Annotated in this window: 31 protein-coding genes; 9 read left to right on the plus strand and 22 right to left on the minus strand. The window is 69.1% G+C overall.

The window, feature by feature from the left end; translation table 11 throughout:
* Positions 1–62 precede the first annotated feature (62 nt).
* A complete protein-coding gene (locus V6M51_RS22205; RefSeq protein WP_332770414.1) occupies positions 63–674 on the plus strand; it encodes a glutathione S-transferase family protein in 612 nt (203 codons plus the stop codon).
* On the opposite strand, the gene V6M51_RS22210 is transcribed toward V6M51_RS22205, so the two are convergent.
* On the minus strand, positions 671–1,555 hold the full coding sequence (locus V6M51_RS22210; RefSeq protein ID WP_332770415.1) for a hypothetical protein: 885 nt from the start codon (positions 1,553–1,555) through the stop codon (positions 671–673). The genes V6M51_RS22205 and V6M51_RS22210 overlap by 4 nt on opposite strands.
* 131 nt (positions 1,556–1,686) lie before the next feature.
* Between V6M51_RS22210 and trmFO the strand changes: the two genes are divergently transcribed.
* Positions 1,687–3,093 carry a methylenetetrahydrofolate--tRNA-(uracil(54)-C(5))-methyltransferase (FADH(2)-oxidizing) TrmFO gene (gene trmFO, locus V6M51_RS22215; protein ID WP_332770416.1) on the plus strand — a complete coding sequence of 469 codons (1,407 nt, stop codon included), beginning with the start codon at positions 1,687–1,689 and terminating at the stop codon, positions 3,091–3,093.
* A 3-nt stretch (positions 3,094–3,096) separates the two neighbouring features.
* Here the strand turns inward: trmFO and V6M51_RS22220 are convergent, their stop codons facing one another.
* Positions 3,097–3,660 (minus strand): TetR/AcrR family transcriptional regulator C-terminal domain-containing protein, encoded by a 564-nt coding sequence (locus tag V6M51_RS22220; protein ID WP_332770417.1) that lies wholly within the window; start codon positions 3,658–3,660, stop codon positions 3,097–3,099.
* Positions 3,661–3,762: 102 nt separating this feature from the next.
* Between V6M51_RS22220 and V6M51_RS22225 the strand changes: the two genes are divergently transcribed.
* Positions 3,763–4,749, plus strand: a complete 987-nt coding sequence (locus V6M51_RS22225; RefSeq protein ID WP_332770418.1) for an alpha/beta hydrolase — start codon at positions 3,763–3,765, stop codon at positions 4,747–4,749.
* On the opposite strand, the gene V6M51_RS22230 is transcribed toward V6M51_RS22225, so the two are convergent.
* From V6M51_RS22230 to yajC, 6 genes are all read right to left on the minus strand, one after another.
* On the minus strand, positions 4,750–5,442 hold the full coding sequence (locus tag V6M51_RS22230; RefSeq protein ID WP_332770419.1) for a squalene/phytoene synthase family protein: 693 nt from the start codon (positions 5,440–5,442) through the stop codon (positions 4,750–4,752).
* A gap of 60 nt (positions 5,443–5,502) precedes the next feature.
* A complete protein-coding gene (locus V6M51_RS22235) occupies positions 5,503–6,117 on the minus strand; it encodes a urate hydroxylase PuuD (RefSeq protein WP_332770420.1) in 615 nt (204 codons plus the stop codon).
* A 74-nt stretch (positions 6,118–6,191) separates the two neighbouring features.
* Complete coding sequence (locus V6M51_RS22240; protein ID WP_305673515.1) at positions 6,192–6,551, minus strand: Mth938-like domain-containing protein; 360 nt, start codon at positions 6,549–6,551, stop codon at positions 6,192–6,194.
* Positions 6,552–6,558: 7 nt separating this feature from the next.
* Positions 6,559–7,539, minus strand: a complete 981-nt coding sequence (gene secF / locus V6M51_RS22245; RefSeq protein ID WP_332770421.1) for a protein translocase subunit SecF — start codon at positions 7,537–7,539, stop codon at positions 6,559–6,561.
* A 5-nt stretch (positions 7,540–7,544) separates the two neighbouring features.
* The gene (gene secD, locus V6M51_RS22250; protein ID WP_332770422.1) at positions 7,545–9,146 is read right to left on the minus strand and encodes a protein translocase subunit SecD; all 1,602 of its coding nucleotides are present in this window, start codon (positions 9,144–9,146) and stop codon (positions 7,545–7,547) included.
* A 14-nt stretch (positions 9,147–9,160) separates the two neighbouring features.
* Entirely contained in the window at positions 9,161–9,511 is a 351-nt protein-coding gene (yajC, locus tag V6M51_RS22255; protein ID WP_371876852.1) for a preprotein translocase subunit YajC, read from the minus strand.
* A gap of 117 nt (positions 9,512–9,628) precedes the next feature.
* On the opposite strand from yajC, the gene V6M51_RS22260 reads away from it, so the two are divergent.
* Positions 9,629–10,468 carry an ATP-binding protein gene (locus V6M51_RS22260; RefSeq protein WP_332770423.1) on the plus strand — a complete coding sequence of 280 codons (840 nt, stop codon included), beginning with the start codon at positions 9,629–9,631 and terminating at the stop codon, positions 10,466–10,468.
* A 145-nt stretch (positions 10,469–10,613) separates the two neighbouring features.
* Here V6M51_RS22260 and V6M51_RS22265 read toward each other — a convergent pair whose 3' ends face one another.
* The 12 genes from V6M51_RS22265 to V6M51_RS22320 form a co-directional block, all read right to left on the minus strand.
* Positions 10,614–12,410 carry a LysM peptidoglycan-binding domain-containing protein gene (locus tag V6M51_RS22265; protein ID WP_332770424.1) on the minus strand — a complete coding sequence of 599 codons (1,797 nt, stop codon included), beginning with the start codon at positions 12,408–12,410 and terminating at the stop codon, positions 10,614–10,616.
* Between the two features lie 105 nt (positions 12,411–12,515).
* Complete coding sequence (locus V6M51_RS22270; RefSeq protein ID WP_305673522.1) at positions 12,516–13,139, minus strand: protein-L-isoaspartate(D-aspartate) O-methyltransferase; 624 nt, start codon at positions 13,137–13,139, stop codon at positions 12,516–12,518.
* A gap of 56 nt (positions 13,140–13,195) precedes the next feature.
* Positions 13,196–13,972 (minus strand): 5'/3'-nucleotidase SurE, encoded by a 777-nt coding sequence (gene surE, locus V6M51_RS22275; RefSeq protein ID WP_332770425.1) that lies wholly within the window; start codon positions 13,970–13,972, stop codon positions 13,196–13,198.
* 109 nt (positions 13,973–14,081) lie between these two features.
* Positions 14,082–15,416, minus strand: a complete 1,335-nt coding sequence (serS, locus tag V6M51_RS22280) for a serine--tRNA ligase (RefSeq protein WP_332770426.1) — start codon at positions 15,414–15,416, stop codon at positions 14,082–14,084.
* Between the two features lie 178 nt (positions 15,417–15,594).
* A complete protein-coding gene (gene tatC / locus V6M51_RS22285) occupies positions 15,595–16,521 on the minus strand; it encodes a twin-arginine translocase subunit TatC (RefSeq protein ID WP_332770427.1) in 927 nt (308 codons plus the stop codon).
* Entirely contained in the window at positions 16,518–16,997 is a 480-nt protein-coding gene (gene tatB, locus V6M51_RS22290; protein WP_332770428.1) for a Sec-independent protein translocase protein TatB, read from the minus strand. The genes tatC and tatB overlap by 4 nt, the downstream gene beginning before the upstream one ends.
* Positions 16,998–17,069: 72 nt before the next feature.
* On the minus strand, positions 17,070–17,276 hold the full coding sequence (gene tatA, locus V6M51_RS22295; RefSeq protein WP_332770429.1) for a twin-arginine translocase TatA/TatE family subunit: 207 nt from the start codon (positions 17,274–17,276) through the stop codon (positions 17,070–17,072).
* 100 nt (positions 17,277–17,376) lie between these two features.
* Complete coding sequence (gene scpB, locus V6M51_RS22300; protein ID WP_332770430.1) at positions 17,377–18,021, minus strand: SMC-Scp complex subunit ScpB; 645 nt, start codon at positions 18,019–18,021, stop codon at positions 17,377–17,379.
* Complete coding sequence (locus V6M51_RS22305; RefSeq protein ID WP_332770431.1) at positions 18,018–18,824, minus strand: segregation and condensation protein A; 807 nt, start codon at positions 18,822–18,824, stop codon at positions 18,018–18,020. Before V6M51_RS22305 ends, scpB begins: the two co-directional genes overlap by 4 nt.
* Entirely contained in the window at positions 18,821–19,846 is a 1,026-nt protein-coding gene (gene nagZ / locus V6M51_RS22310; protein WP_332770540.1) for a beta-N-acetylhexosaminidase, read from the minus strand. The genes V6M51_RS22305 and nagZ overlap by 4 nt, the downstream gene beginning before the upstream one ends.
* Positions 19,843–20,679, minus strand: a complete 837-nt coding sequence (gene ftsN / locus V6M51_RS22315) for a cell division protein FtsN (RefSeq protein WP_332770432.1) — start codon at positions 20,677–20,679, stop codon at positions 19,843–19,845. Before ftsN ends, nagZ begins: the two co-directional genes overlap by 4 nt.
* Before the next feature lie 94 nt (positions 20,680–20,773).
* Positions 20,774–21,940: a deoxyguanosinetriphosphate triphosphohydrolase gene (locus V6M51_RS22320; protein ID WP_332770433.1), complete on the minus strand. Its 1,167-nt coding sequence runs from the start codon at positions 21,938–21,940 to the stop codon at positions 20,774–20,776.
* Positions 21,941–22,019: 79 nt separating this feature from the next.
* On the opposite strand from V6M51_RS22320, the gene erpA reads away from it, so the two are divergent.
* On the plus strand, positions 22,020–22,352 hold the full coding sequence (gene erpA / locus V6M51_RS22325; RefSeq protein ID WP_332770434.1) for an iron-sulfur cluster insertion protein ErpA: 333 nt from the start codon (positions 22,020–22,022) through the stop codon (positions 22,350–22,352).
* Here the strand turns inward: erpA and V6M51_RS22330 are convergent.
* Positions 22,349–23,032 carry a hypothetical protein gene (locus tag V6M51_RS22330; RefSeq protein ID WP_332770435.1) on the minus strand — a complete coding sequence of 228 codons (684 nt, stop codon included), beginning with the start codon at positions 23,030–23,032 and terminating at the stop codon, positions 22,349–22,351. The two genes, erpA and V6M51_RS22330, sit on opposite strands and share 4 nt — an antisense overlap.
* A gap of 86 nt (positions 23,033–23,118) precedes the next feature.
* Between V6M51_RS22330 and xth the strand changes: the two genes are divergently transcribed.
* Both xth and V6M51_RS22340 read left to right on the plus strand, forming a co-directional pair.
* The gene (gene xth / locus V6M51_RS22335; protein ID WP_332770436.1) at positions 23,119–23,898 is read left to right on the plus strand and encodes an exodeoxyribonuclease III; all 780 of its coding nucleotides are present in this window, start codon (positions 23,119–23,121) and stop codon (positions 23,896–23,898) included.
* A 6-nt stretch (positions 23,899–23,904) separates the two neighbouring features.
* The gene (locus V6M51_RS22340; protein WP_332770437.1) at positions 23,905–24,501 is read left to right on the plus strand and encodes a DUF4126 domain-containing protein; all 597 of its coding nucleotides are present in this window, start codon (positions 23,905–23,907) and stop codon (positions 24,499–24,501) included.
* Here the strand turns inward: V6M51_RS22340 and V6M51_RS22345 are convergent.
* Positions 24,491–24,934: a YidB family protein gene (locus V6M51_RS22345; RefSeq protein WP_332770438.1), complete on the minus strand. Its 444-nt coding sequence runs from the start codon at positions 24,932–24,934 to the stop codon at positions 24,491–24,493. The two genes, V6M51_RS22340 and V6M51_RS22345, sit on opposite strands and share 11 nt — an antisense overlap.
* A 70-nt stretch (positions 24,935–25,004) precedes the next feature.
* On the opposite strand from V6M51_RS22345, the gene V6M51_RS22350 reads away from it, so the two are divergent.
* On the plus strand, positions 25,005–25,697 hold the full coding sequence (locus V6M51_RS22350; RefSeq protein WP_332770439.1) for a hypothetical protein: 693 nt from the start codon (positions 25,005–25,007) through the stop codon (positions 25,695–25,697).
* Between the two features lie 51 nt (positions 25,698–25,748).
* Positions 25,749–26,441, plus strand: a complete 693-nt coding sequence (locus V6M51_RS22355) for an NnrU family protein (RefSeq protein WP_332770440.1) — start codon at positions 25,749–25,751, stop codon at positions 26,439–26,441.
* Positions 26,442–26,491 lie beyond the last annotated feature (50 nt).

Genomic DNA, 26,491 nt, shown 5'->3' on the forward strand with positions numbered 1-26,491 from the left:
TGCGTTCAAACAACCGTTCGAAATAGCTTGGCCGCATAGCTTAGTTCATTTGGGAAACCACCATGATCCTCTACGGCGCGCCGATGCCGGCGCCGAACCCCTTCCGCGTTCGCATGTTCCTCGCCGAGAAGGGCATCGACCTGCCGGAAACCAAGGTCGACATGTTCAAGCGCGAGCATAAGTCGCCGGAATTCCGCGCCAAGAACTCCATGGGTCAGATCCCGACCCTGGAACTGGACGACGGCACCTGCATCTCCGAGACCGTCGCCATCTGCCGCTATTTCGAGGAGACCAACCCGACCCCGCCGCTGTTCGGCACGAGCGCGGTGGAAAAGGCCCTGGTCGACCAGTGGGTCCGGCGGGTGGAGTTCGCGGTGATGATGCCCGTGGGCAGCTTCTGGCGCCACGCCCACCCGCGCACCGCGGCCCTGCTGACCCAGTACAAGGACTTCGGGGAGAGTAACAAGGAGACCTACAAGGGCGCGCAGAAGTACCTGAACCGCGAGTTGGAAGGCCGTGAGTTCCTGGTCGGCGACAGCCTGACCATGGCCGACATCTGCCTGCTCTCGACGGTCGACTTCGCCGAGTGGATCGGCCTGCCGGTCGAGGAGGAGTTCACCAACCTGGTCGCCTGGCGCGCCCGGATGAAGGCGCGGCCTAGCGCCAGCGCCTAGGCTTCCTTCAGCGCCCGATAGGCCACGGCCGCGGGCGAGACCAGGACCGCGAAATAGAGTGCGTTCAGGAAGCCCCCGAAGATCGTGTAGGCGACCATCGGGGGCGTGTAGTAGGCGGCGACGGAGCTCAGGTCGGGTTTGAACACCTGCCCCACCGACGCGATGTCGCCGCCCGCGAGGATGGCCGCCACGGCCATGAAGATCACCGTGGCCAATAGCAACACCACCACCGCGCTGGCGATGGCCAGGACGTAGGCGCCGAGCAGTTTCCAGAACTGGCCCTTGGTGAGCCGCCAGGAGTCGAACACCGAGATTCGGCGCTCGGCGAAGGTGATGACCGGGGCCAGGGACAGGCGGACGGCGCCGTAGAGCAGCAGGCCCAAGAAGAAGAGCCCCAGCCCCACGCCCAGCAACGGCGAACCCAGCAGGCCGTAGGCCACGCCGGCGCCGATGCCGCCCAGCAGCACAACGATCGTCACCGCCGCCAGGCTCAGGACGAAGTAGATCAGGGTGAGAACGGTGAGCCGCAGCTCGTCCTGGCCCAGCCGCAGGTAGCCGAGGCTAGTGTCCTCGGGCCGCAGGATGGCCCGGTAGACCGCCGCGGCCAGCACCGCCTGCACGGCCAAGCCTATGGGAATCAGGATCGCGTAAAGCGGGCCGAGCGCCGCGAGGTTGTCCAGGGCCGCCTGGGGATCGGCGTTGGGGCTGTTGGCCTCGGCCTCCAGCGCCATCAGGTTCTGGCCGCCCATGGTCACCAGCAGCACCGGCATCAGCAGGCTGATGATCAGATAGAACGCCGCCCAGATTAGCAGGACCCTGGGCTTTTCGCGGGTGATCCGGAAACCTTCAAACGCGGCGTCTGTCGCCGAAAACGCAGTCATCTCGTTCCCCAGGCCAAGTCCTCGCCCAATAACGAGTCGGCCGCCCCTTTGGCTGCGAACATGGGCGCGGGCGCCCCGTTCCCGCAAGGCCCGGCTCGCGATCCGCGCGCGAAGTTGCTAGTTAGTCACGCATGTCCATCTCCCCTGTCCATATCGTCGGCGGCGGCCTGGCCGGTTCCGAGGCCGCCTGGCAGGTCGCCCAGGCCGGCGTGCCCGTGGTGCTGCACGAAATGCGGCCCGTCCGCGGCACCGACGCCCACCAGACCGACGGCCTGGCCGAGCTGGTCTGCTCCAACTCCTTCCGCGCCGACGACTGGACCGGCAACGCCGTGGGCCTGCTGCACGCCGAGATGCGGCGGCTGGATTCCATCATCATGTCGGCGGGCGACGCCCATCAGGTGCCCGCGGGCGGCGCCCTGGCCGTCGACCGGGAAGGCTTCTCCCAGGCGGTCACCGCGCGGCTGGAGGCCCACCCCCTGGTCACCATCGCGCGCGAGGAGGTGGCGGGCCTGCCCCCGGCCGACTGGGACAGCGTGATCGTCGCCACCGGCCCTCTCACCTCGCCCGCCCTGTCGGCGGCGGTGCTGGAACTGACCGGCGAGGGCGAGCTGTCGTTCTTCGACGCCATCGCCCCCATCGTGAACGTCGAATCCATCGACATGAACGTCTGCTGGCGCCAGTCGCGCTACGACAAGGTCGGCCCCGGCGGCGACGCGGCGGCCTATATCAACTGCCCGATGGACAAGGCCCAGTACGAGGCCTTCATCGACGCCCTGCTCGCTGGCGAGAAGTCCGAGTTCAAGGACTGGGAGCACGTCCCCTATTTCGACGGTTGCCTGCCCATCGAGGTGATGGCCGAGCGCGGCCGTGAGACCCTGCGCCACGGGCCGATGAAGCCCGTGGGCCTGACCAACGACCACGACCCGCAGACCAAGGCCCACGCCATCGTCCAGCTGCGCCAGGACAATGCCCTGGGCACGCTCTGGAACATGGTCGGCTTCCAGACCAAGCTGAAGCACGGCGCCCAGACCGATATCTTCCGCATGATCCCGGGCCTGGAGAAGGCGGTGTTCGCGCGCCTCGGCGGCCTGCACCGCAACACGTTCCTCAACAGTCCCAAACTGTTGGATGCCCAGCTTCGCATGAAATCTCAGCCGCGCCTGCGGTTCGCCGGCCAGGTGACAGGGGTCGAGGGCTATGTGGAGAGCGCCGCCGTCGGCCTGCTGGCCGGCCGTTTCGCCGCCGCCGAGCGCCTGGGCCGGCTCATCGATCCGCCGCCGGCCACCACGGCCCTGGGCGCCCTGATCGGCCACATCACCGGCGGCCACATCGACGGGGGCAAGGGCAGCTTCCAGCCCATGAACATCAATTACGGCCTGCTGCCGCCGCTGGACGACGCGGTGGTCAAGCGGCGCGAGGACGGCAGCCGGATCGGCTCGAAGGAACGCGGCCGGGCCAAGAAGCTGGGGATGGGGGAACGCGCCCTGGCCGACCTGGACCACTGGGTCGCGGGCGTTCCGGCGCTCGCGGCGGAGTAGAGATCAGGTTCGGACGGCGCTGGCCGCCTGGGTCGCCAGCCGCGCGCGCAGGCCGTCGAGGATCACGGCCAGCCCGAATTCGAACCCGGCCTCGCTGTCGGCCGCCCCGCCGCCGGCTTGTTCGTCCAAGGCCCAGCCCAGGGTGAAGCGCGACAGGGTGCGGAAGGCGAAGTGCGCCTCGGTGGTGGTGAAACCCGCGCGCTCCAGGCGCTCGACCATGCCGGGGACCACGGCGATCGCCTGGGCGCCGGTGGGATGGCGTCCGGTCAGCAGCCGCGCGCCGTCGCGGTGGGACAGGGCCGCCTTGCGGATCACCCGCGCCCCGGCGGCCAGCCATTCGTCCCACCCCCGCGCCCGCAGGACGGCGGCGTCGGTCTGCAGCACCTCGCCGAACATGGCGTCGGACATGTGGTCGAACAGGGCGTCCTTGTTCTTGACGTGCCAATAGAGCGAAGGCCCGGCCACGCCCAGCACCTCCGCCAGCCGCCGCGTCGTCACGCCCTCCAAACCTTTCTCGTCCAGCAGCCGCAAGGCGGCGGCGACGATGGTCTTGCGATCCAGGCCCATGCCTTCTCCCAGGCGATTGACTCATCCCTAGCAGCGCTAGAGGATGCCTAGCAATGCTAGGGAACTCCGTCTTAGCGGAGACCAAACCATGGGGAAACGGATATGAACGCCAAGACCATGACCGCCGTGGCCGCCTTGCTGGCCGCGAGCGCCTTCGGAACCGCCGCGACCGCCCAGAACGGCGAGTTGCGCTGCCCGGAGAAGGATTGCCCCGTGGCCACCGTGATCGCCACGGGCTCGGTGGAAGATCCCAAGACCGGCCGCAAGTTCTTCCTGGACTATCCCAAGGATCTGAAGCCCGGCGAGAAGGTGGTCTTCGTGCTGAATCTGCACGGCGGCGGCAGCTTCGGGAACTGGCAGCGTCACTACTTCCCCATCGTCGACCAGGTGGACAAATATCGGCTGGTGGTCGCCACGCCCAACGCCCCGCCGCGGGTCTGGCAGCCGACCGACGACGCCCATCTGCAGAACGTCGTCGACATGGTCTACGAGCGGTTCGGCGTCGACAACATCAAGGCCTTCTGGCTGGCTGGTCATTCGCAAGGCGGTATGACCTCACGGCGGATCGTCTGCTCGGACTATTTCGCGCCGAAGGTCACCGGCTTCGTGAGCCTCTCCGGCGGGCGGGTAGGCGGCCAGCCGGAGCGGACGGGTCGCGGACCGGCCCCGCAGCGTGGCGCAACGGCGGCCGACGGCCCTTCGCCCGAGATGATGGCGGCCATGGCGCGGGCGATGGCCGCGCCGCTGGCCTGCGACTTCTCCCATATCTATACGACCGGCGAGCACGAGATCGTCGCCCTGCCCCAGAGCTCGGAATGGGCGGCCAAATACGGCTGCGCGCCTCGGGTGAAGCACGCCGACATCGTCGATACGAAGGCGGGCTACGTCTACGACATCAGCCGCCAGGACCCGGCGACCAAGTCCTGGGGTCGGCCGGCGGCGCCTGGCCGCACCGAGGCATTCGTCTACCCGAACTGCAAGGATGGCCGCGTGGTCGCCGACCTGGTGCGCATCGACAAGGGCCACACCGAGGGCCTGGAGCCCAACGTGGTCGAGGAGATCGTCAAGCTGATGGTGGCGGCGAAATAGTCAGACCCGGCCGGTCAGCACGGCCCAGAGCAGGCGAATCCGCGCCGCCAGCTCCGAGGGGCGTGCGCCCCTGGCCCTGACGCGGGCCAGGGTCGCATGGGCCACCGCCGGGAAGGCCGCGGGCGACAGGCCCCGCGCGCCGGAGAGCGCCGCGTCCAGGGCGGCCTGGGCGCCTTCCCCGGTCATGCCCGCCGTGCCCATCAGCCGCCCGATCGCCCAGGCCCGGCCGCCGCTGGCCGCCTTGGCGGGGTCGGCGGCAGGGTCGAGGATGCGGGCGGCCAGCGTCGCGACCGCCCCGCCGGTGTCGCCGGCCCATTCCAGGGCGTCGGCCAGGTTCATGGGCTCGGGCGAGAGCTCGCGATAGCGGGCGTCGATCATCGCCTCCAGCGGCTCGCGCGGCAGGCCGTGAACGGCCACGGCCGCGGCCAGGGCCTGGGCGGCGGGGTGATGGCGCACGGGGCGGCCCTCGAACACCTCGTCCAGCACCTCGCGCCACCAGGTCAGGCGGATCTCGCCCATCAGGGCGTTGGAGGCCACCTTGGGCGCGCGCGCCAGCTCGTAGTCGTAGGCATAGAGGGCGATCACGTCGGCGCGCGCCCTGGCGTCCGCGACAAACCGGCTGGAGAGCCAACGATCGGGGTCCACCCGGGCGATCAGGCCGTCGAGGTCGTCGGAGAGGTGTTGGTCTGGCATGGCTCAAAGCAAAAGGCCCGCCGGTCCGGCGGGCCTTCCGATCCTATTGGATTTCGACGATCAGCCGAAGATGGTCTGGCTCATGGTCATGGTCACCAGCATCGGCACTGACAGCAGGGTGTTGGTGCGCGAGAACAGCATGGCCAGGCGGCCGGCCTTGGCCTTGGCGTCCGCGTCGGCCTCCACCAGGCCGAGTGCGATCTTCTGGTTCGGCCAGATGAACACCCAGACGTTGAAGAACATGATGGTGGCGAGCCAGACGCCGACACCAAGCAGGGTGGCGCTCTGATCGCCGGTGGGGTCGAAGCCACCGAACATGCCCAGGGTCACGACTTCCATGAAGTAGCCGCGGCTGACCAGCAGGATGACGCCCATGACCCAGGTCGCCAGCGCCGCCCAACGGAACCAGAACAAAGCCTCGGGCGCGATGTACTTGGAAACCGCGGGTTTCAATTCGGCCGGGATTTCCGGCATTTTGCGGATCTGGACGAAGTTGAAATAGTACAGCAGCCCAATCCACAGGATGCCGAAGAAGACGTGCAGCCAACGGAAGACGGCCTGCCAGAACGCCGGTCCCGTACCTTGCGGACCGGCCGCGTAGGCCACGACCATGATGATCGCGAGAATGAAGCTCACGATCATGGTGTTGCGGAAATTTGAAAGCAGTCCGGCCATCGATGAGCCCCTCACGATTCCTACCCAGGGAGTCCGGTATAGGGCGTTTCCACCGATGCGGGAAGGCGCGAGCCTCAGATCGCGATGAGGGCGGCGGCGAGCCTGCGGCCTTCGGCGGTCAGGACGTTGTAGAGCCGCGCCGCGGCGGCCGTATCCATGAATTCCAGGCCGATCCCGGCCTTCTGCAGGGTCTCGCGCACCGCCTTGGGCGGCAGGGCGTTGGTCGCCCCCACCCCCAGCAGCACGAACTCCACTTCCGCCCGCCCGGCCGCCAGGACCTCGGCCAGACTGTCGGGGGTGAGCTCGGCCAGCGAGCGCACCGGCCAGGCCGTGGGTTCGTCGCGCAGGATCAGCAGCGAGCCCTGATGCCGGCCGGTGGAGAGGCGGAAACCGCCGTCTCCATAGGCGTCGATCTGGGGCGCGTCGCGGGCCATGAAGCGATCAGGGCCGCTGGGCCGCGCCCGCGGCGGCCGGCCGGACCTCGTCTTCCTCGCCCCGCTTGACGCCCAGCATCAGCAGGACCGGCGCGGCGATGTAGAAGGACGAATAGGTGCCCACGACGATGCCGAAGATCATCGAGATCGAGAAGCCGAGCAGGGCGTCGCCGCCGAACACCGCCAGGCCGGTCAGGGCCATGATCCCGGTCACGCCAGTGATCGCCGTCCGCGATAGGGTCTCGTTGATCGAGAGGTCGATGACGTCGCCCAGGGGCATCTTCTTGTACTTGCGCAGGTTCTCGCGGATCCGGTCGAGGATGACCACGGTGTCGTTCACCGAGTAGCCGATGATGGTCAGGATCGAGGCCACCGCCGTCAGGGTGAATTCCATCTGGGTGAAGGCGAACAGGCCGAAGGTGAGCAGCACGTCGTGGATCAGGGCCGAGGCCGCGCCGATCCCGAAGGTCAGGCCGAACCGGAACCAGATATAGGTCATCATCATCCCGATCCCGAGGATCAGGGCCAGCACGCCGTTGCGGAACAGCTCGCCGGAGACCTTGGGGCCGACGACCTCGGTCTTCTTGAAGTTCAGCGGGCCCAGCGCCTTGACCAGCTCGGCCTTGACCCCGTCCACGGCCCGCGTGGCGTTGGCGGCCTCCTTCACCTCGAAGCGGACGAGCACGTCGCTGGGCTTGCCGAAGGCCTGGATCTGGATGTCGCCGAGGTTCTGGCGGGAGAGGGTTTCGCGGATCTTGCCGAGGTTGGCGGGACCGCCGTCGACCGTGGAGAGTTCCAGAACCGTCCCGCCGCGGAAGTCGACGCCGCAGTTCAGGCCGCCGCAGGGTGGCGTCGCCGGCCAGATGGTGAAGAACAGCGAGGCGGCGCAGGCCAGGGCCGAGATGCCGCCGATGATCGGCGAGTACTTGACGAACCTGAAGTTCGTCTTGACCGGCAGCAACTTGATTAGGGGCCAGAATTTCGACATGGCGCTCACGCGATCGGGAGGAATTTAGGCCGCGCGACGCGGAACCAGATGCCGAGCAGGACCTGGGTCACCAGCACGGCGGAGAAGACCGAGGTGATCACCCCAATAGCCAGGGTCCAGGCAAAGCCCTTCACCGGCCCCGCCCCAAGCGAGAACATGATCATCGCCGCGCCCAGGTGGGTGATGTTGGCGTCGAATACGGTGATGATGGCGCGGCTGAAGCCGGCGTCGGCGGCCGAGACCGGCGAGCGGCCCGCCCGCACCTCGTCGCGCATCCGCTCATAGATCAGCACATTGGCGTCGACAGCCACGGCGAGGGTCAGGATCAGTCCGGCGATGCCCGGCAGGGTCAGGGTCGCCTGGGTCATGGACATGGCCGCCACCAGCAGGAAGCCGTTCACCACCAGGGCTATGATCGAGATGCCGCCGAACAGGAAGCCGTAGGCCAGCAACATGAAGATCAGCACCGAGCCGAAGGCGATATAGGCCGAGATCTGGCCGGACTTGATTGCGTCCGCGCCCAGCTCGGCGCCGACCGTGCGCTGCTCCTCGACATTGAGCGGCGCCGGCAGGGCGCCGGCGCGCAGCAGGACGGCGAGGTCGTTGGCCGATTCCGGGGTGAAGCTGCCGCTGATCTGGCCGGAGCCTCCGGTGATGGGTTCGTTGATGTTCGGCGCCGAGATCACCTTGCCGTCGAGAATGATGGCGAAGCGCTTGCCGACGTTCTGGCTGGTGGCGTCGGCGAAGCGGCGCGCGCCCTGACCATTGAAGCGGAACGAGACGACCGGCGCGCCGGTCTGCTGCTCGAAGCTCTGCTGGGCGTCGGTGAGCATCTCACCGGTGACCAGCGCCCGCTTCTTGACCAGCAACATGGTGGAATAGCCGTCCTCGCTGGGCAGCAGCTCGGAGCCCGGCGGGATGCGGCCGGCGGCGGCCTCCTGCAGGCTGACGGTCTCGTCCACCATCTGGAAGCTGAGCTTGGCGGTCTGGCCGATGATGGCCTTCAGGCGCTCCGGATCGCTCTCGCCCGGCGCCTGGACCACGATGCGGTTGACGCCTTGGCGGGAAATGGAGGGCTCGCGGGTGCCCAGTTCGTCGATCCGGCGGCGGATGATTTCCATCGACTGCTCGACGGCCTTGGCCGCCTCGGCGTTGACCGCCTCCTCGGCGAAGGCGATGTGGATGACGCCGTTGTCGACCCGGACCGCGAGGTCGCGCCCGCCGGGCGCGCCCGGCAGATCCGACCCGACGCGGGTGCGCAGGATATTCTGGGCGGTGTTGAGCTGGGCGGGGTCGGTGATCCGCACCGCGACCTCGCCGTTCGCCTGGCCGAGGTCCGAGAACACGATCTTCTCGTCGCGCAGGGTCGTGCGGACATCCTCGATCAGGTTGGTCAGACGCTCGACGCGCAGGGCCGCGGTGTCCACCTCGAGCATGAGATAGGAGCCGCCCTGAAGGTCGAGACCGAGGTTCAGCCGGTTCTTCGGCATGAAGCCCGGCAGGCCGTCGACGACCTTCTGAGGCAGGGCGTTGGGCAGCGAGAACAGGACGCCGAAGATCACCGCCAGGACGACGAGGATCACCTTCCAGCGCGAGAGAGCGATCATGAGACGGTTACGCCCTAGGCCTTGGAGTCGTTGGCCGGAGCCGGTTCGCCGCGCACGCGGACCTCGGAGATCATGCCCTTGACCACCTTGACGGTCACGCCCTGGGCGATCTCGACGCCGATCTCCTTGTCCTCGACGCGGACGACCTTGCCGATCACGCCCGAATTCAGGACGACGGTGTCGTTGCGCTTCAGGTTGGAGATCATCTGCTGATGCATCTTCATCCGCTTCTGCTGCGGGCGGATCATCAGGAAGTAGAACAGCACGACCAGGCCGACCAGCGGCAGGAACTGGATCAGCATGTCCTGCGGGCCGGCGCCTGCGGCGCCTCCGACGGTCTGGGCGAAAGCGGGGGTGGCGAACATGGCGCTCCGAAGTCCGTATCCGGGCGCATGGTTCGCGCCCTGTTTTCAAGTCGGCGGAAGCTATGCGTTGCGACCGCCTTTTGCAATGGAACGGCTTGGCGGCTAAGCAGCCAAGTCATGGATGACGCACTGAAACCGGTTCTCGAACGCATCGCCGACGCCTTGGAGCGCCTCGCGCCCCCCGCCCACGTACCGCCGGTCTTCGATAACGCCCGGCTTTTCCGGCACGACCCGGTCAGCGGCGCCTTCCATCCGGCCCCCGACTACCCCCTGCCCCTGGAGGCCCTGGTGGGCGTCGAGCGGCAGAAGGAACGCTTCGTCCAGAACCTGGAACGTTTCGCCGGCGGCCTGCCCAGCAACCACGCCCTGCTCTGGGGCGTGCGCGGCACGGGCAAGAGCTCGCTCGCCAAGGCGGCCTTCATGGCGGTGGCGGGCAAGACCTCGGACCTGAAGCTGGTCGAGGTCGACCGCGACCAGGTGACCGAGCTGCCGGCCCTGTTCGACGCCCTGCGGGATCGGGCCGAACGGTTCGTGGTGCTGTGCGACGACCTCTCCTTCGAGGAAGGGGCCGCCGCGGCCAAGGCGCTGAAGTCGGCCCTGGAGGGCGGGGTCTCCGGCCCGCCAAAGAACGTGCTGTTCGTGGCCACCTCCAACCGCCGCCACCTGATGCCGCGCGGCCACGGCGAGGATCGCGGCCTGATCGCCACGGCCGAGGACGCCGAGGAGGAGGTCAGCGTCTCCGACCGTTTCGGTCTTTGGGTCGGCTTCCCGCCCATGGACCAGCCGACCTATCTGGCGGCGGTGACAACCTATGCCGAGCGCTTCGGCCTGAAGGCGCCCGACCTCGATCGCCGCGCCCTGCAATGGGCGCAGCTTCGCGGCGCGAGGTCCGGTCGGGTCGCCTGGCAATTCATCCGCGACCTGGCGGGCGAACTGGGCAAGGACCTCCCGCTCTAACCCCCTCTTTTCCCGCCCCTTCATGGGGAGGGACAGGCGGCGATAGCCGCCAGGGTGGGGAAGTCCGAAAACGCATCGAAGCTTCAGAAAGCCCCACCCTCGCCCCCTGCGGGGTCTGCCCTCCCCATAAAGGGGAGGGAAAAGGTTATCTCGGCAGCACCAGCTTGGGATCCACCGGCCTGGCCCGATCCTGTGGGGTGGGCGCGTAGCGCACCTCGAAGTGGACCTGGGTCTCGGAGACGCCGCCGGTGGAGCCGGCCATGCCGATCTGCTGACCCTGGACGATGTCCTGGGTCATCTTCACGTCGACGCGGCCGAGGTGGCCATAGGCGGTGACCCAGCCGTCGGCGTGCTTGACCAGCACCAGGTTGCCGAAACCGGGCACCTGGTCTCCGGCATAGACCACGTCGCCGCCGGCCGCGGCGCGGACCGGCTCGCCGGCCTGGGCGCGGATATTGATCCCGTCATTGCGCTGCCCGGTGCCCTTGGGGCCGAAGTCGGAGAGCACGTCGCCGCGCACCGGCCAGACGAAGCGGCCCTTGCCCAGGCTGGAGATCGTGCTGTCGGCGACCGGGCCGGAACTGGGCACGATCGGTGTGGTCTGCGGCCGGGTGGCGGGGGGCGTCGTCGGACGCGTCGGCGGCGGCGGTGTGGGACGAGCCGCCGGCGGGGGCGGCAGCGGCGTGTAGGGCTGCGGCGTCGGACGAGCGGCCGGCGGCGGGGTCGGCTGCGGTGTGGCGACCGGAGGCGTCGCGGCCGGGGGCGGCGTCACGGGCGGCGGGGTATAGGCGGGCGGCGGCGTGATGGGGCGCGGAGCCGGCGCCTGGGGCTTCGGGGCGGCGGCGACGGTTTCGCGGATCGGGCCGCGGTCCTTGTAGCCGCTGGGCAGGGTGAGCTTGCGCCCCTCACGCAGGGTCGCGCCGACCTTCATGTCGTTGGCGGCGGCGAGCGCCTTGGCGGTGACGCCGAACCGCTTGGCCACCAGGGCCATGGTGTCGTCCTCGCCGACCACATAGGCCTTGGCCGTGGTCTTGGGGCCCTTCAGCTTCTGGCCAGGCTGCAGGGCGTAGGGCGCCTTGAGCTTGTTGTCGTCGGCGAGCTGCTTGCGGTCGGTCTTGAGCTCGCGGGCGATGGCGTCGAGGTTGTCGCCCTTCTTGACCGTGTAGCTGACCGGCGGACCGCTGACCTCGACCACCTTGCCGGTGACGCGCCGCACTGTGACGGTTTCGCGCTCGGGCTCCGGGGCCGGCGTCTCGGCGCGGTCGGACGGCGGGCGGCGGGTCGGGGTCGAGGCGGCCGGGGCCGGCGTCGCCCCCCTGTCACGGTAGGTCTCGGGCAGGACCAGCCGGCGGCCGACGGAGAGGGACTCGTTCACACCCATGCTGTTGGCCTCGGCCAAGGCTTGGGGCGTCAGCCCGAACCGGCGGGCGATGGCGTAGAGGGTGTCCCCCGGCGCCACCACATAGGCCGTGCTGGTCGCGCCGGTCAGGGGCGTCTTCAGCACCTGGCCCGGCCGCAGGGCATAGGGCGGGGCCAGGCTGTTCTCCTCGGCCAGCCGCTGCAGGCTGACGCCCAGGGTTCGAGCGATGGCGGCGAGATTGTCGCCGCGCTTGACGGTGTAGGTCTGGGCCGCCCCCGGCGTCTCCACCAGCCGGCCGCCGGCGGACGGGCGCGGCGCGGGCTGCGACGGCGCGGGCGGCGGGGGCAGCTCACGGGCCGGGGCGATATAGGGCAGGTTCTGGCTCTCGACCGGCGCGGTCGGCCGCGCGGGCGGCGTTTGGTCGGCGGGCGCCGGCGCAGGGGCCGGCGCAGGCGGCGGCACGGCGAGCGGCGCGGTGCGCACCGGATAGTTCGGCTGGCTGGCCTGGGGCAAGCTCTCGCACGCGGCCAGGGCGCTGCCCGCCAAGAGAATCAAAGCCGTTCGCGATAGGAAAAGCGTCATCGCCGCTCCGGGAGACAGGGTTCGGAATCAGTCGAGGCGTCTAGAGTTAATGATGGGTTACGGCCGACGCCCAGGCCACCCCACAAAGTCGTCAGCTCGGGTCGTCTAAGGTTCCTTGGCCACGCCATCGAGCAGGGGCACGAAGCGGACGTCGGTCAGGCTCTCGACCGTGAAGCCGCCCTTCCCGTCCCCCGTGTAGCGCCGCAAGCTCTGAACCGGACCCCTGCCGATGGGCGCAACCAGCACGCCCGTGGGTTTCAACTGTGAAAGCAGGGCCTTGGGCTCGTCCGGCGCCGCCGCCGTGACCAAAATGCGGTCAAAAGGCGCCTGTTCGGGCCACCCCTGCCCGCCGTCCCCGAACCGGGTGATGACATTGGTCAGCCCCAGATGTTTGAACCGCGACTCCGCCTCGGCCATCAGGGTGCGGTAGCGCTCCACGGTGTAGACCAGCCGCGCCAGCTTGGAGAGCACGGTGGTCTGGTAGCCGGAGCCCGTGCCGATCTCCAGGACGCGGTCGCGCTTCTCGACGCCCAGGGCCTGGGTCATCAGGCCGACGATGAACGGCTGGCTGATGGTCTGGCCGCAGGCGATCGGCAGGGCCGAGTCCTCGAAGGCCCGTTCCTTGAACAGGTCCGGGGTGAACATCTCGCGCGGGGTGCTCTCGATGGCCTTGAGCACCGCCGGCTCGCTGACCCCTTGGGAGCGCAGGGACATGATCAGGCGCGCCATCCGCACGTCCGGCCCGTCCCCCTCCTTGTCCGCGTCGTGCTTGGCCATGGGTCGCCTCAAGCCTTCGGCGGCGCGCCGCCCAGGACGCTCTTCAGGCGATGCACCGTTTCGGCGTGAGTCAGGTCGATGTGCAAGGGGGTCACGGAAATTCGACCTTCATAGATGGCGGCCAGGTCGGTGCCGGCGGCAGGCTTGGAGCGCTCCTGCCGGAACCCCATCCAGTAATAGTCCTGATTGCGCAGGTCGGTTCGCTTTTCGGCGTGACGAACCGCCACATCCCGGAAGGTCTGCCGCGTCACCTCGACCTCGACGATCTCCTCGATCGGCCGGGCCGGGAAGTTGACGTTCATGATCACTCCGGCCGGCCAGCCGGTCTCGAAGAGCTTGCGCACGATGCCTGGGCCGAAGTGCTCGGCCGGGGCGAAGATGTCCTGGTCGTCCACCGGCCAGTTGGTGGCCGAGAGCGCGATGGAGGGCACGCCGAGCGCCATGCCCTCGATGGCCCCGGCCACGGTGCCCGACAGGGTGACGTCCTCGGCCAGGTTGGCGCCGCGATTGACCCCCGACAGCACCAGGTCGGGCTTCAGGCCGCCCATCAGTTCGTGAATCGCCAGCATGACGCAGTCGGTGGGCGTGCCGGTGGTGGCGAAGCGGCGCGGGTCGAGGGTCCGGACCCGGATCGGGTCGGACAGGGTCAGCGCCCGGCTGGCGCCGGACTGCTCGTATTCCGGCGCGCAGATCCAGATGTCGTCGGTCAGGACGCGAGCGATCTTCTCCAAGGCGACCAAGCCCTCGGCATGGATCCCGTCGTCATTGGTGAGGAGGATTCTCATTGAACCCCGCTCATCCCGGCGAAGGCCGGGACCCAGGTGAAACCCACCAAGCGCTCCGGATGAATCTGGGTCCCGGCCTTCGCCGGGATGAGCGGATTGGGGTGCGGCATCAGCCCTTGGCCTCAATGTGGGTCATGCCCGGCAGGTAGGGATGCAGGGCCTGGGGAATGGCGATGCGGCCCTTCTCGTCCTGATAGTTCTCCATCACCGCCACCAGGGTCCGGCCGACCGCCAGGCCCGAGCCGTTGAGGGTGTGGACGTAGCGCGTGCCCTTCTCCCCGGCGGCCTTGGTGCGGGCGTCCATGCGCCGGGCCTGGAAGTCGCCGCAGTTGGAGCAGGAGCTGATCTCGCGATAGCGGCCCTCCGACGGCAGCCAGACCTCCAGGTCGTAGGTCCGGCGCGCCGAGAAGCCCATGTCGCCATTGCAAAGCTTCATGGTGCGGAAGGGCAGATTGAGCGCCTTCAGCACGGCCTCCGCACAACCGACCATCCGCTCGTGCTCTTCCTCGGACTTGTCCGGCGCGGTGATCGAGACCAGCTCGACCTTGTAGAACTGGTGCTGGCGGATCATGCCGCGGGTGTCGCGCCCCGAGGCGCCGGCCTCGGCCCGGAAGCTGGGCGTCAGCGCCGTCAGCCGCAGCGGCAGCTCTTCCTCCGGGGTGATCTGCTCGCGCACCAGATTGGTCAGCGAGACCTCGGCGGTGGGGATCAGCCAGCGGATGTCTGAGGCCTCGGGGAGTTCGCCGGGCGTCAGCGCGCGGGTGTTCTCCAGGCCGGGGATCGCCACGAACTGGTCGTCGGAGAACTTCGGAAGTTGGCCGGTGCCGAACATGGCCTCGCTGCGCACCATCAGGGGCGGCGAGACCTCGGTATAGCCATGCTCACGGGTCTGCATGTCGATCATGAACTGGCCCAGCGCTCGCTCTAGCCGGGCGAGTTGACCCTTCAGCACCACGAACCGGGCGCCGCTCATGCGGGCGGCGGCCTCGAAGTCCATCAGGCCCAGGCCCTCGCCCAGGTCGACATGGTCCTTGGGCTTGGCGATGGCGAAGGGCTCGCCCCAGCGGCGGACCTCGACGTTATCGTTCTCGTCGACGCCGATCGGCACGTCGGGCGCGGGGATGTTCGGCAGGCTGGCCAGTAACTCGAAGAGCTCGGCCGCCGCGGCCTTCTCGACCTCGGCCTGCTCGACCAGTACGCCCTTGACCGCCTCGACCTCGCCCATCAGGCGCTGGGCCTCGGCCTCGTCTTTCTTGGCCTTGGCCTGGCCGATCAGCTTGGAAGCGTTGTTGCGCGTGGCCTGGGCCTCCTGCAGCGCGGCCTGGGCGGCGCGCACCTTGGCGTCGAGCGCGGTGGCTTCGGCCGCGGCCCCGGAACGGCCCTTCGCGGCCCAGGCTTTCTCGTAAAGCTCGGGGGTTTCGCGAATGGCTCGGATGTCGTGCATGGGTCCGCCGTCGGTGGGAGTTAGGCGGCTTTCTCTAGAGCGCGTTGGCTTGGCGGGAAAGCCCTAGCGCTTCCCTCCATCCGCTCATCCCGGCGAAGGCCGGGACCCAGATTCATCCGGAGCGCTCGGTGGGCTTCACCTGGGTCCCGGCCTTCGCCGGGATGAGCGGGGTATTTGGTCAGACCGGAACGATGTCGGTCCCCGCCTCGTCCTCGCGCCGGCGGGCGCGCTCGATCAGGCGCACGCACCAGATCGAGATCTCGTAGAGCAGGATGATCGGCAGGGCGAGCATGGTCTGGCTGATCGGGTCGGGCGGGGTGACCACGGCGGCGACCACGAAGACCGCCACGATGGCGTAGCGGCGCCCGGCCTTCAGCATGTCGGACGAGACGATGCCGGCCATGCCCAGCAGGGTCAGGACCACCGGAAGCTGGAAGCAGAGGCCGAAGGCCAGCAGCAGGGTGGTGACCAGGCTGAGATAGTCCGAGACCTTCGGCAGGAGCTGCACCGAGACCTGGGCGTCGACGATCTGCTGGCTCAGCGAGAACCACAGGACGAACGGCAGGATGATGTAATAGACCAGCCCCGCCCCCATCAGGAACAGGGTCGGCGAGGCCAGCAGGAACGGCACGAAGGCCTTGCGCTCGCGCTTGTAGAGCCCCGGCGCCACGAAGCCGTAGACCTGCCAGGCCAGGACCGGGAAGGTCAGGACCACCGCCCCGAACCCGGCCAGCTTCAGCTTGGTGAAGAAGAACTCCAGCGGGGCGGTGAAGATCAGGTTGAGCTTGTCGCCCTCCGCCGAGGCCGGGACCTCGCGGGCGCCCACCAGGGCCAGGAACAGGTCTCGCGTGCCGGTGAAGAACTTCACGAGGTCGAAGCCGCCCGCCTGCTCGGCGTGGGCCGCCTGATCGGCGGCCAGGAGCTGGGAGGCTATGGCGAAGGGGTGCAGCAGGAAGCGGTAGATCGGCTCGGAGAAGCCGAAGCAGACCGCGAAGCCGACCAGCAGCGCTGCGACGCAGATGATCAGCCGCGAGCGCAGTTCGACCAGGTGATCGAGCAGCGGCGCGCGGGAGGCCTCGATCTCGTCGTCGTAGGAGTCGCTCACGCCTTGGCTCCGGCCTTGGCGGTCTTGCGGGGCGCGGCGGCCTTGGTCGCGGCCGCGGCCTTGGGCTTGGCCGCCGCCTTGCGGACGCGCGGCTTGGGCTCAGGCGCGATCTGGGTCATCTCGACCGGCTCGGGCGCGGAGACCGTGGCCGGCGAGAAGCTCACGCCGGAGCCGTGCAGGCTGTTTCCGATCTCATTGAAGACCTGGTCCACCTGGGCGTTGGACGCGTCCATCGCCGCGGTCGTCTCGGTGAGCTGGCCCTTGCGCATGGCCTCGACCTCCTTGCGCAGCTCGTCGAGCTCCGACTGGCGGGCCATTTCGTCGAAACTGGCGCGGAACTCGTTGGCCATGCCCCGCAGCTTGGCGGTGAACTGGCCCAGTTTGCGCAGCATGAGGGGCAGGTCCTTGGGTCCCACCACGATCAAGGCGACCGCGGCGATGACCAGGAGTTCCAAACCGCCGACTTCGGGTAGCATCAGACGTCGCCTAAACAAGTAAGCCCGCGCCGATCAAGACCGGCGCGGGCGATTTCTGCGGATCCCGCCCGATCAGCCGCGGGCTTCGTCCTTCTCGGTCTTCGGCAGGGGCTTGGAGGCGTCGGCCGTGGTGGTCGGCTCGTCCTTCAGCCCGTCGCGGAAGGCCCGGATACCCTTGGCCGCATCGCCCATGATCCCCGACAGCTTGCCGCGGCCGCCGAACAGCAGCGCGACCACCGCGATGACGATGACCCAGTGAATCCAACTCATTGCGCCCATGGCGACAAAACTCCTTCACGTCGGCGACCGACCCCGGCCGCACGCCCGCCCCTCGTTCGGTGAGAATATAGTCAGTCGCGCGGCAAAGCGCCAACGCGTCCTAACGCCCCGGCTCTTCCTGACCCAGGAAGTCTGTATGAAATTCGGGCGCCTCGCCGTCGTCCAGCGGGTCCTCGTCCGGAATCCCCACGCCCGGCGCGGGCACGGCGAAGTCCGGCGGCAGGTCGAGGCTGAGCAGGCCAGCGGCGCGCATGTCGGCCGCGCCCGGCAGGTCCGCCAGGCTGGCCAGCCCATAGTGCTCGAGGAAGGCGTCGGTGGTGCCGTAGGTGACCGGCCGGCCAGGCGTGCGGCGGCGGCCGCGCATCCGCACCAGGCTAAGCTCCAGCAACACGTCGAGGGTGCCCCGGCTGGCCTGCACCCCGCGCACGGCCTCGATCTCGGCGCGGGTCACCGGCTGGTGGTAGGCGATGATGGCCAGGGTCTCCTGGGCGGCCTTGGAGAGCCGCCGGGGCTCCTCGCGTTCCTCGGTCATCAGGAACGCCAGGTCGGCGGCGGTCTGGAACCGCCAGCGGTCGGCCACGCAGGCCAGCTCGACCCCGCGGCCCTCATAGGTCTTCTGCAAACCGGCGATGGCGGCCTCGATGTCGGCGCCTTCCGGCAGGCGCTTGGCCAGGTCGTCCAGGCTGAGCGGGCCGGCGGCGGCGAACAGCAGCGCCTCCACCTGGCGTTCGGTGGCGCTGGTCATGCGGCGGCTCTTTTGCGGGCGCGCAGGTAGAGGTCGGCGAAGGCCTCCAGCTGGCGGACCTCCATGGCGCCTTCCTTGACCAGCTCCAGGCCGGCCGAGAGGGTCGAGGCCGTATAGGAAGCCTGGCTCGGCCCCTCCCCCGAGGGCTTCAGCGGGGCGACGCCCGAGAGCGGGGTCCAGCGGTCCAGGTCGGGCAGCATGTGGCGCAGGCGGTCGCGGGCGTCCTCCAGCGGATAGGCCTGGGGTGCGCGAGGGCTGTAGTGGCGGCCCTGTTCCTTGCGGCGCTGGTCGATATAGGCGCTCATCAGGCCGTAGAGGTCGCCTTCCAGCCGGGCGGACGGGATCACCTTGATGGCCTCGGGGTCGCCGCGCACGAACACCTCCTGGCGGAGCTTGGGCCGGTCGCGCAGCTCCTCGGAGGCCTTGCGCATTGCGTCCAGCTTGGCCAGGCGGAAGGCGAGCTGAGCCGCCATCTCCTCGGCCGGCGGTTCCTCGGCCTTGGGGCGGTCGGGCTTGGGCAGCAGCAGACGCGACTTCAGATAGGCCAGCCACGAGGCCATCACGAGATAGTCGGCGGCCAGGGAGAAGCGCACCTTCCGGGCCTGCTGGACGAAGGACAGGTACTGCTCGGCCAGTTTCAGGATCGACAGCTGCATCAGGTCGACCTTCTGGGTCCGCGCCAGGGCCAGCAGCACGTGCAGCGGGCCTTCGTAGCCGTCCAGGTCGATGATCAGGGCCTCGCCGTCCTCGGCCGCGGTGGTGGCGGCCTCGAAGTCGAGATTGGGTTGGAAGGTGCTGCTCATGCCGCCCACCGGCCTTCGAAGGCGGCGTCGAAGCGGGCGCGGGCTTCCCGCGCATCGAACGGCTCCGGCGTCCGGGCGATGCGCCCGAGCGCGGCCTTGGCCCGGCGTAGGGCCTGGCCCGACAGCGCCTTGGTCCCGGAAACCACCGCCTTCATCTCGGCCATGTCGCCGTTGCAGTGCAGGACCACGTCGCAACCGGCGGCCAACGCCGCCCGCGCCCGATCCGCGAATCCGCCGCCCAGGGCCTTCATGGAGAGGTCGTCGCTCATCAGCAGGCCGTCGAAGCCGATGGCTCCACGGATCACGTCACGCATGACGGCCCTCGAGGTGGTGGCGGGCCGCCTGGGATCGATCGCCGCGTAGACCACGTGGGCGGTCATCGCCATCGGCATGTCCGACAGCATCTTGAACGGCGCGAAGTCGCGGGCCTCGAGTTCTTCGTAAGCGGCGTCCACCACGGGCAGGTCCAAATGGCTGTCGGCCATGGCTCGGCCGTGACCCGGAATGTGCTTGATCACCGGCAACACGCCCCCGGCGATCAGGCCTTCGCACGCCGCGCGACCCAGGACGGCGACGCCCTCGGGGGTACGGGCATAGGCGCGGTCGCCGATCACCGCATGGGCGCCCTCCACCGGCACGTCCAGCACGGGCAGGCAGTCGACATTGATGCCGAGGGCGGCCAGGTCATGGGCCAGGAGCCGAGCGCCCAGGCGGGCGATCTCGCGGCCCAGCAGGGGAGCGCTGGCCGGCAGCTCGCCATAGGCGCGACCCGGCGGATAGCGCCGCCAGTGCGGCGGGCCCAGGCGTTGTACGCGTCCGCCCTCCTGGTCGATCAGCACCGGGGCGTCGGGGCGATCGACGCTGGCGCGCAGGTCGTCCACCAGGCGGCGCACCTGATCCGGGCTCTCGATATTGCGCGCGAAGAGGATGAACCCCCAGGGTGCGACATCGCCGAAGAAGGCCTTCTCCTCCCGGGAGAGGACCTTGCCGGAACAGCCGAGGATCGACGCGCTGGTCACTATTTCACGAAGCAGTTCTTGCCCGCAGCCTTGAGTTGATTGCAGAAATCCGTCGCCGCCTGGCGGGAGGCGAAGCCGGTGACGGTGGTGCGGAACAGGGTCGAGCCGTCCTTCTGGATCTGCTCGACGCGCTTGCCCTTTCCGGCGGCGGCGCCCGGCGCGACCTTGGCCGCGTCGTTCCAGCCCTTGTCGGCCAGGGCCTGGGACGAGAAGGCGCCGATCTGGACGGCGGCGACGCCCGTCGTGGCGGCGGGCTTGGGCGCGGGCGCGGCGGCCTTCGGCGGCGGCGCGACCGCGACGACCTTGGGCGCCGGAGCGGCGGCTTTCGGAGCCGGGGCGGCCAGTTTGGGCGCGGGGGCCGGCGGCGGCGGGGCGATGGCGGGCTTCAATGCGGGCCCGGATGGCAGGGCGGCCACGGGACCGGACATCACCGGCGAACTCGGCGCGGGCTTCGGCGGCGGCTGGATGACCACCGCCTCGGGACGCGGCTGCGGCGCTTCCGGGGGGTCGATGAAGGTGGGGCCGGCGGTGTCGGGCGGGCCGTCCTCGGCGCGATAGATCTGCAGGCCCGCCGCCGGATCGGCGGGCTGGGCCTCGGCGGGCGGCGGGGCCTTCAGCTCGCCCAGCGGCGCGCCCACGGTCTGCGGCGGCGCGCCCGCCTCGCGGACGCCGGAGCGGTAGAACAGCACGATGGCGATCACCAGCAGGATCAGCACGATGGCGCTGATGATCAGCATCAGGGGCGCCGGCTTGGACCCCCGCACGGGCTGGCGCGCGTCGAAGCTCAACGGCGCATCGGTCGGGGGGGCGTAGGCGCCGCGGTCGGGATCGGACATCGAAGGCCTCGAATAGTCTCGGCCGGGTCGCGAATCGCGCCCGGTTTCGGGTCAGTCTACCGAAGGCGACCCGACTCCGAACCTTTCGGAACAGCTAGTTCCAGACGTCGAGGTGGAAAAGTCGGCGATGCTCTTCGATGGCGTAACGGTCGGTCATGCCGGCGATGTAGTCGCACACCACCCGGGCGCGGCCGGTCTCGTCGCGGTTTTGCGACCGGGCGAACCACTCCGTCGGCAGGACGTCGGGTTCGGCCATGAACAACTGGAACATCTCGGCCAGAATACGGCGAGCCTGGCTGCGGGTGCGATTGACCTTCCAGTGGCGGTACATCCGGCTCATCAGGAATTCGCGCAGGCGGCCCAGATCCTCCAGCATGTCGCGGGAAAAGGCCACCAGGGCGTGGTCGAGATTGCGCACCTCCTCGGCCGAGGAGACCTTGGACGACACGGCGCGACGATTGGTCTCGGCCAGCACGTCCTCGACCATGGCCCCGATCATCCGGCGCACCGCCTCCAGGCGGACGATCCCCGGATCGAGGTCGGGATAGTCCCTGTAGACTCCGGCCAGGATCGGCCCGATCAGCGGCACGTCCAGCAGTTCCTTGAGCTCGAAGAGGCCCGCCTGCACGCCGTCGTCGACGTCGTGGTTGTTGTAGGCGATGTCGTCGGCCAGCGCGGCGACCTGAGCCTCCGCCGAGGCCCAGGTCCCGAGACCCAGGTCGTATTCGGCGTCAAACTCGGTGATCGCCTTCCACGATGGCCGGTCCAGCTTCTCGGTCACCGGGCCGTTGTGCTTGATCACCCCTTCCAGGGTTTCCCAGGTGAGGTTGAGGCCTTCCCAGCGCGGGTAGCGGCGCTCCAGCTTGGTGACAACCCGGAAGGTCTGCACGTTGTGGTCGAAACCGCCAAAGCGCTCCATCTGCACCTGCAGCTCGTCCTCCCCGGCGTGGCCGAAGGGCGGATGGCCGAGGTCGTGGGCGAGCGCGATGGTTTCGGCGAGGTCAGGCTCAAGCCCCAGAGCCGTGGCCAGGGAGCGGGCCACCTGGGCCACCTCCAGCGAGTGGGTCAGCCGGGTGCGGAAGTGGTCGCCCTCGTGGGCCACGAAGACCTGGGTCTTCTCCTTCAGCCGGCGGAAGGCGGTGGCGTGGATGATGCGGTCGCGATCGCGGGCGAATGGCGTGCGCGTGCGGCTCTCCGGCTCGGCGATCTTGCGCCCCAGCGACAGGGCGGCGTCTTCGGCGTAGGGAGCGCGGGCGACCATGATGTCTCTGCGTGAAGCCGGCCCCTTGGTGGAAGCCCTTGGCGAACTCATATAGGCAGGGCAAAGGTTTGCCAAAGTCATGACCACAACCGACCTGACCCTGTCCCCCGCCGCCGCGAAGCGGCTGCATGCGCTCGGCGCGGCCGAGGGCCGGCCCGTGATGCTGCGCGTCGCCGTCGAGGGCGGCGGCTGCTCAGGCTTCCAGTACCAGTTCGACCTGGTCGACGAGGCCCAGCCCGACGACCTGCGGATCGAGCGGGACGGCGCCGCGGCCCTGGTGGACGAGATGTCCCTGGTGCTGCTGAAGGGCTCGGAGATCGACTATGTCGACGAGCTGGCCGGCGCCGAGTTCAAGGTCCGCAACCCCAACGCCAAGTCCAGCTGCGGCTGCGGCGTCAGCTTCTCAATCTAGGGCTTCGGCGGCGTGGGCGCCGATGCCGAGACCTCGACGTATTTGATCCCCTTGGGACGTTCGAAGAGCGACATGTCGGCCGGCAGGCCCACATCGTAGGCCAGGTACTGGATCACTGAGCGCGGCTGGTCCTTCACATACAGGCCCACGGAATAGACCTTCCGCGGCGCGCCGGGCTTCACCGGTTTCAGCAGGATCTCGATACGGTGGTCCCCAATCGTGAGCTGGTGGCGGATGAAGGCCATCGGGCCTTTGCCGACCTTGCCGTGAGGCTTGGGCGCGTAGGCGTCGATGAAGTCCAGTTCGCACCCGAGCTCCAGTTCCCGAAACAGCGTCGGGAGGCCCGGCCCCTGGAACAGTGGCGCGTGGACCTCGAACACCGGCCCAGGATCGAGCACATGCTGCCCGGTCTTATCGAAACGGTTGGCGGTCCAGATGTCCGGCTCGCGGATCACCGTGAGCCGGTGCATCCGGTTGGCGGGATCGGGGCCCTCGTCGATCCGCGCGAACAGCTTGCCCAGGCGATGGATCGTGCGCGGCTTCGTCGCGTCGGAGGCCGGGTCGAGGCCCGGCGTGGCGTTGAACGAGCCGACGCGCACCATGTCCTTGGGCGCGCAGGCCGCGGCGAGAGATGGCGAGCCCACGGAGACCGCCACGACGATCGCTAGACAGCGCAACATTTCAGATGACCCCACCCCAGGCGTCCGCAGGGGCTTGAGCGCCTCCCGCAGGACTTCTAGCGTCCCGGTCCGCAAGGGAGCCGTCAATGCGAATCGCCACCTGGAACGTCAATTCGGTGAATGCGCGGCTCGAAACCGTGCTGCGCTGGTTCGAGGAGGCCTCGCCGGACGTCGCCTGCCTGCAGGAGATCAAGTGCGTCGACGAGAAGTTCCCCGCCGAGGCTTTCGAGCGGCTTGGCTACAACGTCGCCGTCCACGGCCAGAAATCCTACAACGGCGTGGCCATGCTCTCGAAGACCCCGCTGGAGGATGTCCGCAAGGGCCTGCCGGGGGAGGAAGAGGACGAGCACGCCCGCTATCTGGAGGCGGTGATCTCCGGGCCGACGCCCGTGCGGGTGGCCTCCATCTACCTGCCCAACGGCAATCCCATCGAGACCGACAAGTTCGGCTACAAGCTGCGCTGGATGGCCCGGCTGAACGCCCATGCCCGAGAGCTGCTGGCCTATGAGGAGCCGCTGGCCCTGGTGGGCGATTACAACGTCATCCCCGAGCCGCGCGACGCGGCCAATCCCAACAACTGGCTGGGCGACGCCCTCTTCCAGCCGGAGAGCCGCGCGGCGTTCCGGGCCCTGAAGAACCTGGGTCTCACCGAGGCCTTCCTGGCCATCGATGGCTCCCCCGAGGCCTACACCTTCTGGGACTACCAGGCCGGCGCCTGGCAGCGGAACAACGGCATCCGCATCGACCACGCCCTGCTCTCCCCCCAGGCCGCCGACCTGCTGCGTGGCTGCGTGATCCACCGCGACGTACGCGGCTGGGACAAGCCGTCCGATCATGTGCCGGTGGTGGTCGAGCTGGATCTGTAGCCGGCCATGGGCGCGATCGAACTGATGGGCGTCGCGGCGAGCCTTAGCCTGCTGGCCGGCTGGCGGCTCTATGCCTGCGTCGCCGCCGTCGGGATCGCCATGCGGGTCGGCCTGCTGGACCTGCCCGACAAGATCGCGGCCCTGGACGCCCTGGCCAACCCCTGGGTGATCGGCGTAGCCAGCCTGGGGGCTCTCGCCGAATTGTTCGCCGACAAGGTCATGTGGCTCGACACCCTCTGGGACGGGGTCCACACCTTGATCCGGCCCTTGGGCGGCGCCCTGCTGGCCCTGGCGGTGGTGGACGCCTCAGATCCGGCCTGGCAGGTGGCGGTCTTCCTGCTGGGCGGCGGGGCGGCCCTGCTCAGTCATGGCGCCAAGGCCGGCGCGCGGGCGGCGGTCAACGCCAGTCCCGAGCCGTTCAGCAACATCGCGGTCAGCACCGCCGAGGATGTGGCCAGCCTCGGCGGCCTATGGCTGGTCCTGACGCACCCCGCCGCAGCCATCGGCGTGGCCGCCGCCCTGGCGATCCTAGTGGCCGTGCTGCTGATCGCGAGCTGGCGGGCGCTGGCCGCGATGCGCCGCTGGATGTCGCCTAAAGCTTGAGGCCGCCCAACAGGCCGCCCAGGCCGCCCAGTCCACCGGCGGAGGGAACGTCGCCGTCCGGGGTCAGGCGATCGATCACCTGGGGCAGGATCTGCGCGATCTGGCCCGCGGCCGCGTGCGGATCGACGCCCAGCTTCTGCGCGTACTGCGCGACCACGCCCGACGAGAGCACGGCCTCGATCTGCTGCGCCGAGATGGGCAGGTTCTCGCCCTTGCCGACCCAGGACCTGGCGAGTTCGCCAAGGCCGCCGGCCTCGAACGACTTCACCAGACCGCCGACGCCGCCTTCCTGGGACCTCAACAGTTCTCCGATGGCCGAGATCGCGCCGCCACCGTCCTGGCCGCCGCCCAGCACGCCATCCAACAAGCCCATGATCGCCTCCTTGAGAAGTGCCTCGAAGCCTCCAGCAAGACACTTCGCGGGGCCGCGCACAACCTTGGCGAGATGAACCCTTCGTGTCGCCGACTTGCTCGCCGCCCGCGAACGCCGCTAGCGTGCCGCCATGGATGAACTTGCCCGGCTCTTGCTGCTGCTGGCGCTCGCGGGCGTGGCCGTGACGCTGCTGGGTTCGGTGGTCATCTGGCACATGGACGAGGGCCGCCGCGTGCGGCGCGCCCTGCGCAATGTCCTCAAGGGCGTTCCCGAGGCGGTGGTCGTCGCGCGCGGGCGTGGCAAGGGCGCGGGTTTCAGCTTCACCTCGGGCCTGGCGGCCGTGGCCTGGGACAGCGGCGCCTGGTGCCTGGTCTACCGGATCTATGAATTGGTGGGGGTGGAGATCATCGTCGACGGCGAGGTGGTGGCCCGCGCCTTCCGCGGCGAGCCACGCAAGGCCTTGGATCACCTGGCCTCGGAGGCCTCCCGGGTCACCCTGCGGCTTATCTTCGACGATCCGAACCACGCCGATTTCGAGCTCGACCTATGGATGGCCGGCGACGAGCTCAAGCGCAAACCCTCGAGCCCCGCCGAGGCGATCCAGGAAGCCAACGGCTGGCTGGCCCGCGCCGAGGCGATCCTGCGCCGCCCCAATGCGCCTCGCACACCCCAGCCTGTCGTGGCCGTCGCCGCGCCCCCTCCCCCGCCGCCATCGCCCGCCGCGCCGCCCTGGGGACCGGAACCGGACGACTTCGACGATGACGAACCGCCCTTCGACGAGGACGATGACCAGCCCCTGGCGGACGATCCCGAGCGTCGTTGACGGCTCGCCGCCCCAAGCGCAGGCTCCGCCGCACCTGGGGAGGCCTCGTCCATGACCAGTCTGCTTGCCGCCGCTGCGTTCTTCGTCCTTCTGCATCTGCTGGTTTCCGGCACCCGCGTACGCGACGCGATCACCGGCGCCATCGGGCCAGGGCCCTATATGGGTCTCTTCGCCCTCGCCTCGGTCGCCGGCTTGACCTGGCTGGGTTTCGCCTTCGCCGCGGCGCGGGGCGATCCCGGAAACGCCGCCTACTGGCAGGTCACGCCGGCCACCCGCCACGTCCAGCTTGGCTTGCAACTCCTGGCCATGCTGCTCATCGTCCCGGGCCTGACCACCCCCAACCCGACCAGCGTGCGCCAGGAGGGCGCGCTGGAGCGGCCCGACGTCGTGAAGGGCATGCTGCGCATCACCCGCCATCCCTTCCTTTGGGGCGTTGCGATCTGGGCGCTTGGCCATCTGCTGGTCAATGGCGACCGGGCCAGCCTGGTGCTGTTCAGCTCGATGCTGGTCCTGGCGTTGTTCGGAACCTCCAGCATCGACGCGAAGCGCAAACGGGCCCTGGGCGCGACCTGGGACGGCTTCGCCGCCCAGACCTCCAACGTCCCGTTCGCCGCGATCCTGGCCGGCAAGCAATCCCTGAAGCTCGGCGAGATCGGCTGGTGGCGGATCCTGCTGGCGGTCGCCATCTGGGCCGCCCTGACCTGGGGCCACCCCTACATGTTCGGCGTGGCGGCGCTGCCGTAGAGCCCCTCCACGCTCCACCGCTCATCCCGGCGAAGGCCGGGACCCAGATT

Source organism: Phenylobacterium sp. (genome assembly GCF_036677185.1).
In the GTDB taxonomy this organism is placed as follows: domain Bacteria; phylum Pseudomonadota; class Alphaproteobacteria; order Caulobacterales; family Caulobacteraceae; genus Phenylobacterium.